Annotated in this window: 1 pseudogene; it reads left to right on the forward strand. The window is 65.9% G+C overall.

Annotated elements, in window-relative coordinates:
• Positions 1-249, forward strand: a pseudogene (locus WFQ67_RS30600) (phospholipase); the annotation flags it as partial.

The raw sequence follows: 249 nt of genomic DNA on the forward strand, positions 1-249 counted from the left end.
GACCCACCACCAGAAATCCGTACTGGTCGACTTCGAGCTGCCGGAGCGGGCCATCGGCTTCGTCATGGGCCACAACATGCTCGACGAGTACTGGGACACCGACCACCACTCTGCCCTCGGGCGGCCCGACCCCAAGCGACCCGACGCGAAGGCCCATGCTCCTAACCGCGGCCCTCGTGGTGCCTTGCCGCGCCAGGACATCTCCTGCCAGATCACCGGCCGTATCCTCAGGGACCTGCACCACAACTT

The organism is Pseudomonas sp. USHLN015, from assembly GCF_037153275.1.
Classification (GTDB): Bacteria; Pseudomonadota; Gammaproteobacteria; order Pseudomonadales; family Pseudomonadaceae; genus Metapseudomonas; species Metapseudomonas tohonis.